Source organism: Rhodopseudomonas sp. B29, from assembly GCF_000333455.1.
Classification (GTDB): Bacteria; Pseudomonadota; Alphaproteobacteria; order Rhizobiales; family Xanthobacteraceae; genus Rhodopseudomonas.
Window position 1 is genome coordinate 1 of sequence record NZ_BADD01000129.1, and the last position, 6,730, is coordinate 6,730.

The 6,730-nt window shown below is 67.5% G+C and carries 8 protein-coding genes; 4 read left to right on the forward strand and 4 right to left on the reverse strand.

All coding sequences use genetic code 11. The annotated features are described in order from the left end of the window. The coding region (locus tag I5M_RS04895; protein ID WP_159103972.1) for a glycosyltransferase family 39 protein at nucleotides 1-1,486 on the reverse strand (1,486 nt) is incomplete at its 3' end. 517 nt (nucleotides 1,487-2,003) lie between these two features. Here I5M_RS04895 and I5M_RS04900 point away from each other — a divergent pair. The 4 genes from I5M_RS04900 to tsaA all read left to right on the forward strand — a co-directional run bounded on the left by I5M_RS04900 (nucleotide 2,004) and on the right by tsaA (nucleotide 4,673). Further along, nucleotides 2,004-2,972: a lytic transglycosylase domain-containing protein gene (locus I5M_RS04900; protein ID WP_022720387.1), complete on the forward strand. Its 969-nt coding sequence runs from the start codon at nucleotides 2,004-2,006 to the stop codon at nucleotides 2,970-2,972. A 160-nt stretch (nucleotides 2,973-3,132) separates the two neighbouring features. Then, nucleotides 3,133-3,819 carry an AzlC family ABC transporter permease gene (locus I5M_RS04905; RefSeq protein ID WP_376738665.1) on the forward strand — a complete coding sequence of 229 codons (687 nt, stop codon included), beginning with the start codon at nucleotides 3,133-3,135 and terminating at the stop codon, nucleotides 3,817-3,819. Then, complete coding sequence (locus I5M_RS04910; protein ID WP_022720389.1) at nucleotides 3,816-4,160, forward strand: AzlD domain-containing protein; 345 nt, start codon at nucleotides 3,816-3,818, stop codon at nucleotides 4,158-4,160. The genes I5M_RS04905 and I5M_RS04910 overlap by 4 nt, the downstream gene beginning before the upstream one ends. A gap of 54 nt (nucleotides 4,161-4,214) precedes the next feature. Further along, nucleotides 4,215-4,673 (forward strand): tRNA (N6-threonylcarbamoyladenosine(37)-N6)-methyltransferase TrmO, encoded by a 459-nt coding sequence (tsaA, locus tag I5M_RS04915; protein ID WP_022720390.1) that lies wholly within the window; start codon nucleotides 4,215-4,217, stop codon nucleotides 4,671-4,673. 167 nt (nucleotides 4,674-4,840) lie between these two features. Here tsaA and I5M_RS04920 read toward each other — a convergent pair whose 3' ends face one another. The 3 genes from I5M_RS04920 to I5M_RS33320 form a co-directional block, all read right to left on the reverse strand. After that, nucleotides 4,841-5,266, reverse strand: coding sequence for an HIT family protein (locus I5M_RS04920; protein WP_022720391.1), 426 nt, complete (start codon nucleotides 5,264-5,266; stop codon nucleotides 4,841-4,843). Nucleotides 5,267-5,330: 64 nt separating this feature from the next. After that, the gene (locus I5M_RS04925; protein WP_022720392.1) at nucleotides 5,331-6,542 is read right to left on the reverse strand and encodes a GNAT family N-acetyltransferase; all 1,212 of its coding nucleotides are present in this window, start codon (nucleotides 6,540-6,542) and stop codon (nucleotides 5,331-5,333) included. After that, nucleotides 6,539-6,730 (reverse strand): hypothetical protein (locus tag I5M_RS33320; RefSeq protein ID WP_210161612.1); only part of this gene is annotated, 192 nt, incomplete at its 5' end. The genes I5M_RS04925 and I5M_RS33320, both read right to left, overlap by 4 nt.

The window sequence follows — 6,730 nt, forward strand, 5'->3', positions numbered from 1 at the left end:
TTTCGAGCTTGCCGCCGCCGAGCGGCAGCAGCATTGTGCCGAATAGAGGTGCGGAGTCCGCGAAGGCGGCGCGGTAGGGCGCCGGGATTTCGTCGGTGCGGCGAAACTGCTGTGTCGACCACACGATCAGCGCGCCAGATTGCCTCAGCCGCTCCGGCGTGATCCAGGGTGATCGCGTATAGTCCGCGTCGATGAACACCGAAGGCCGCGGACTGGCGTATGCCGCAACGAAGCCGGCTTGCGGCAGGCTGCCGGCGATGATGTCGAGCGGGTGCGCGGTGCGAGTCTTCCAGACGCGTTGCATCGCTTCCGACAGTGCGCGCGCCGGATACAATTCGGTGGCTGTGCTGGAGTCCACAGGCCGCGAATACACCGCGATGGCATGGCCGAAGGGCAGCCCAATCAGTGCCACCAGCCACACCGCGACGGCCAGTCGGATCGAGGGCAAGATCCGGCCGGGCAGCAGCAGAACGAGAGCAAGCCCGGACAGCGCCACCACAGCGCCGCCGGCCTGGGCATCGATCGGCCGCCCGTTCACCAGCGCCCAGCCGGCGATGAGTAAAGACGGCACCGCCGCCGCCGCCCAGATCAGCGAGCGATCGAATCTGTCAGCTTCGCCGATCGCGAGATCGACTGGTTCTCCTTGAGGCGGCAGCCGTGGGACGAGCGCCAGCGCGGCGACCACGATCAGCAGCACATGCGCGCCGAGCTGCGAGGCCACGAAGCCGAACGCAACACCAAAGCGCGCGCCGAGGCCGAGCATTTGGCCGGCGGTCGTCGGCGCGATGAAAATCCAGACCAGATGCGGCAACAGCAGCACGACCGTGATCGCGGCGGCGACGCCGGGGCCGGCGCTGCGGATGCGGCCGCGGCCTTGCGGCGTAAGCAGCAGGTGCAAAGCCAGCATGATGACCAGCGCGACGCCTGCGTGATGCGCGTAGATCAGCGCGGCGAGTAGCGCGCCGAGCACAGCCCAAGCCGCGCGCGTGCCGCCGAGCACCGCTGTGCGATAGGCCAGCACGGCCGCGACCCACAGCGGCAGGGTCATCGTGGCGCTGTCGAAGGCAGTGATTGGCGCGCCGAACTGGTAGATCAGCAACGTCAGGGCGACGGCGAGCGCTGCGCCACTGCTGCCGACGATGGCGGAGCCGAGCCGCCACAGCAGGATCAGCGTCAGCAGCGTGGCGCCGATCGCCAGCACCAGCTGCGAGGCCGCGGCGTTGCCGGACAGGCTGAAGCCGAGGTTGGCCAGCCACGGCGCCAGCGGCGCGACGCCGGCGTAGCCGAGCTGCAGTTCGCTTCCCAGCGCCAGCAATCGATAGGATTCCGCCGGCAGGCTAGGGAAGCTGATCGCGGCGACGAGCCAGAGCGCAGCGTAGATGCCGAGCAGCCACATCACCAGCCTCAGCGGCTGCTCGCGCAGCATCTGCAGCAAAGTGTCGAGCGCGCCCACCAGCAGCGCAAATGGTGCTAGCCGCGATGACACCGCCGGCGTCGGCGAAGTTGAGCGTTGCACCGCAGGGGCGGGGCGCGAACCTGGCTTCGTGCTTGCCGGCTTCGCCGGCTGAACTCGTGAGCCAGCCGGCGCCGGGGTAGGACGCGACTTCTCTGGCGCAGCCGCCGGCGCCTGAACGGCAGCCTGCGCCGGCGCGTCGGCGCTCTGCGGCGCCGTCTCGACAGGCGCGGGCGAAGCATTCGGTGCCGGACGCGGGCCGGCTCCGCCCTGAGGCTTCTTCTTCGGCCGTCGCGGCTTGGGTTGCTTGCGCTTGATGGTCGTCGTCCTCTGCCGGTCGTCGTGCCGATTGGGTCGACACGATGCGATCATGATCTCCGACGACGATGGTTGTAGTCGCTCCGCCGCCGCTGGCAATTGCCGGAAAAGCTGATGCAGTTCGCCGCGGCGAGGCCCAGTGGTAAGCTGAGGTGCGACACCAAAGGATTGGTGCAACTTCCAACCTGCTCAAGGGTTTTCGCCACCCAGGCAGCAAGGGAACAGCAGCGGCATGAGACAGGCGGTCCGGCACGCATGGCTTGCGCTCGCGCTGCTGTCGGCGGGCCCGGTGGCGGCGCAGGTCGCGCCGGAAGATTCGCCGGCGCCGGCCGCGGTGCTCCCAGAAGCGCCGAAGCCAGTGGCGAAACCGGATGCCGCGGAGGCCGGCAAACCCGAGGACACCAATACCCGCGAGTCGATCTGCCTGATGATCGAATCGGCCGCCAAGGCCAACGATCTGCCGCTTGAGTTTTTCGCCCGCGTGATCTGGCAGGAGAGCCGGTTTCAACCCGACGCGGTGGGGCCGGTGACGCGCAGCGGCGCGCGGGCGCAGGGCATCGCCCAGTTCATGCCCGGCACCGCCAACGAGCGGCGGCTGCTCGATCCGTTCGACCCAGTGCAGGCGCTGCCGAAGTCGGCCGAGTTCCTGCGCGAGCTGCGCGGCCAGTTCGGCAATCTTGGGCTGGCGGCGGCGGCCTATAATGCCGGACCGCGCCGGGTGCAGGAATGGGTCGCCGGCACCGGGCCAATGCCGGCGCAGACGCGTGCTTACGTGTCGGCGATCACCGGCAGTTCGGTGGACGAATGGGCGGCTGCGGGCAGCAACGCCAAGCTTCGCGACGTGAAATCCGACACCGACTGCCGCAGCCTGATGGCGCTGCTGAAGCGTGCGCCCAACCCGTTCGTCGAGGGGCTCGAGCAGCGCGTGAAACTCGGGGCCGCGCGTGTTTGGGGCGTGCAGCTCGCCGCCGGCTTTAATCGCGACCGCGCGCTGGCGAGCTACGCGCGGGCGATGTCGCGTTTGAGCAAAGTGATCGGCGATCACGACCCGAGCCTGATCGGCTCGACCTTCCGCAGCCGCGGCACGCGGCGGTTCTATCAGGTGCGGATCGGGGCTGATACGCGCGCCGAGGCGGATGGCTTGTGCGCGCAGATCCGGCGTGCCGGGCAGGCGTGTTTCGTGCTGCGCAATCGCGGCTGAGGGCACCCGTTGCAATTGCATTGCGGCTGCGCCTGGCGTGGCCTTGACCTGACGGGGGTTCGTCCGCGTTATGCGCGCAACTTCGAACCCGCCCCGGATTCTTCGCTCAGTGCCGCAAGCCGCCCTAGCCGCAAAATGGCAAAGTCCCGCGCGTGCCTACGTGCAGGGGTTTCGTGCCGCCGGCACGACGGTGCTGACGCTGGTGCTGTTCGCCACATATCTCGGCATCGGCGCGCTGGCGCATGACAGCGGCTTCAGCCTCGGCTGGGTGCTGGTCAGCACCTTCCTGATCTGGGCGGGGCCGGCGCAGATCATCCTGATCTCGACGCTGGCAGCGGGCGGCACCGCGGTGCAGGCCGCGATCGCCGTGACGGTCTCGGCGATCCGGCTGTTTCCGATGGTGGTGTCGGTGCTGCCGATGCTGCGCTCGGCGACGACGCGGCGTTCGCAACTGATCCTGCCGTCGCATTTCGTCGCGATCACGCTGTGGGTCGAGTGCTTTCGCTTGCTGCCCAACGTGCCGCGCGAGCGCCGAATCCCGTTCACGCTCGGGCTCGGCTGCGGCCTGGTGTCGACCTGCCTGGTCGCCAATGTGATCGGTTACTTCCTCGCCGCCAACCTGCCGGAATTGTTTGCCGCGGCGATCCTGCTGCTGACGCCGCTGGCGTTCCTGCTGTCGACCGCGCGCAACTGCCGTGATCTTTCCGATGTCGTAGCGCTTGTGCTCGGCCTGTTGCTGTTTCCAGTGGTCGCGCTGCTGCACACCGGCGTCGACGTGCTGATCAGCGGCGTGCTCGCGGGCAGCGTCGCTTATGCGGTGCACCGGCTGCGCCGGAGGCCGGCATGAGCGGGGTCATCGGCGATTGGCATGCGCTTGTGGTGCTGGTCCTCGCCGGCTTTCTGCCCAACGAGATCTGGCGCATGCTCGGGCTGTGGCTCGGCGGCGGCATCGACGAGGGCTCGGAGCTTCTGATCTTCGTGCGCGCCGTGGCGACCGCCATTCTGGCCGGCGTCATCGCGCAGATTCTGGTGCTGCCGCCCGGCGCGCTCGCCAGCGTGCCCGGACTGATCCGCTACGGTGCGGCTGCAGCCGGCTTCATCGCCTTCATGCTGGCGCGGCGCTCGATCTTTGCCGGTGTCGTCGCGGGCGAGGTCGTGCTGCTCGCCGGCCAACTATGGTGGCACTGAAATAAGCGGACGCAGCCGCTATTGTGCATGCGTTTCTCACGAGGAGGCATCGACATGGCGAGCGACGATTTGCGCGAAGGCGAGATCACCGTCACGCCGCCGCCGCCGACCGATGCGGGGCTGCTGTTCATCGGCCGCATCCACACGCCGTGGACGTCACGCGGCGAGACGCCGCGGCAGGGGGCGCTCGACGGTCCGGTGTGCCGGCTGGAGATCTTCGAGCCCTGGCATCAGGCGCTCACCGGCCTCGACAAATTCACTCATGTCCAGGTCGTGTACTGGCTGCACCAGGCGCGGCGCGATCTCGTCATCCAGCGCGGCCACGGCATCGACGGACCTCGCGGCACCTTTGCGCTGCGCTCGCCGCTACGGCCGAACCCCATCGGCATCTCGGCCGCCGCGCTGGTCGGCATGGAAGGTCCAACTGTTTGGGTCCGCGGCCTCGACTGCCTCGACGGCACGCCGCTGATCGACCTCAAGCCGGACCGCTGCGTGCATTCGATGGTGAAGTAACTAATCGCGGACTATCAATTCGCCCCGCCGTCATCCTGAGGTGCGAGCGTAGCGAGCCTCGAAGGATGACTGCCGCGTGCGCGGCCCATCCTTCGAGGCCCATCGAACCGCGCTGGAGCGCGGCTCGATGGGCGCCTCAGGATGACGCTTCGCGTGGGGCGCTATTATCACCCCGCCAGCGCCGCTTTCAGCTTCGCGGCATGCTCTTCCAGCACGCTGGTTTCTTCCTTGCGGCTCGCCGGCGGCAGCAGCGCTACGCCATCGTGGCGCGGCATCACGTGCATGTGCAGGTGATAGACCACCTGGCCCGCCGCGGGCTCGCTGAACTGCTGCACGACGATGCCGTCGGCTGCGAAGGCGCGCATCGCCGCGTGGGCGATCTTGTGGGCGCCACGCGCCACGTGGGCGAAGTCCTCGGCCGAGATGTCGAGGATGTTGCGGGCCGGCGCCTTGGGAATCACTAGCGTGTGGCCGGGCGAGCGCGGCATGATGTCGAGGAAGGCGAAGACGTGATCGTCCTCGTAGACCTTGAAGCAGGGAAATTCGCCGCGCAGGATCTTGGCGAAGATGTTGTTGGGATCGTAGGCGGTCATGACGGCTCCGGCGACATTCGCGTTTTCGCTTGCGGCGGGACTTTCGCCGCGCGGAGCGAGGCGGTCAAGCCGGATCGGCGTCCTTGCGGAACGGGCCGGCTTCGGTCAGCTCACGGCCCATTTCGTCGACATACATGCGCTCGCGCTTGAGGTAATCGGCGATCGCGCGGCGCAGCGCCGGGTCGGCAATGTAGTGAGCCGAATATGTGGTCTGCGGCAGGTAGCCGCGCGCGATCTTGTGCTCGCCCTGAGCGCCGGCCTCGACCACCTTCAGGCCGCGAGAGATGGCGAAGTCGATCGCCTGGTAATAGCAGACTTCGAAATGCAGAAACGGGTGTTGCTCGACTGCGCCCCAGTGGCGGCCGAACAACGTATCGCCGCCGATGAAGTTGATGGCGCCGGCGATCCAGCGGCCATCGCGCTTGGCCATCACCAGCAGCACGTCCTGGCTCATGCTCTGGCCGATCAGAGAATAGAATTCGCGCGTCAGATAAGGGCGGCCCCATTTGCGCGAGCCGGTCTCCATGTAGAATTCGAAGAACGCGTCCCAGGCATCTTCGGTGATGTCGGCGCCGGTGAGATGGTGGATGGTGATGCCGTTTGCCACGGCGTCGCGGCGCTCACGCTTGATCGCCTTGCGGTGGCGCGAATTCAGCGAGCCGAGAAAATCGTCGAAGCTGGCGTAGCCGGCGTTGTGCCAATGGAATTGCTGATCGGTGCGCTGAAGGAATCCCTGCTCGGCAAGAAACCGCCATTCGCTTTCACGCGCGAAGGTGACGTGGACCGACGAGGCCTCGCTCATCTGGCAAAGGGCGGTGAGGCCGGTCGTGAGCGCCGCCGCGACGGTCGCGCTGTCTTCGCCCTCGCGGATCAGAAGACGTGGGCCGGTCGCCGGCGTGAACGGCACCGAAACCTGCAGCTTCGGATAGTAATTGCCGCCGGCGCGCTCATAGGCGTCGGCCCAGCCGCGGTCGAACACGTATTCGCCCTGCGAATGCGATTTCAGATAGCAGGGCACGATGCCGATGACGCGGTCGCCCTGTTTGGCGACGAGATGGCGCGGGCCCCAGCCGGTGCGCGGCGAGGCCGATTTCGACTGCTCGAGCGCCGAGAAAAAGGCGTGCGACAGGAACGGATTGTAGGCGGCTGCGGCGGCTTCGGACGCGCATGCGGCTGGCGGCGTCAGCGCGGCGCGCGCGCAGGCATCCCAGTCGGCCGCCGCGATGGCGCCGACCGAGCCGACGGCTTCAAGCGTGATGTCCGGCGCCTGCGTCAATCAGCCGAACCGGTCGCGCGCGCGAGAAAACGGATCTTCATTCCCTCAAGTTTGGGCATTTTAGCCGCCGTCTTCAAGCCATCCGGCCCAATGATTTCAACATTTAGTCCTCCCCGTCTCTTTTCTTGATGTCGATGGTCGGGCCATCGAACTTGTCGTGGAGCGCCCGCGGCTTGGCCTGCAGGCGC

Coding starts and splice junctions, on each gene's coding strand:
- I5M_RS04900 (WP_022720387.1), top strand. CDS start 2,004: ATGAGACAGGCGGTCCGGCACGCATGGCTTGCGCTCGCGCTGCTGTCG.
- I5M_RS04920 (WP_022720391.1), bottom strand. CDS start 5,266: ATGACCGCCTACGATCCCAACAACATCTTCGCCAAGATCCTGCGCGGC.
- tsaA (WP_022720390.1), top strand. CDS start 4,215: ATGGCGAGCGACGATTTGCGCGAAGGCGAGATCACCGTCACGCCGCCG.
- I5M_RS04910 (WP_022720389.1), top strand. CDS start 3,816: ATGAGCGGGGTCATCGGCGATTGGCATGCGCTTGTGGTGCTGGTCCTC.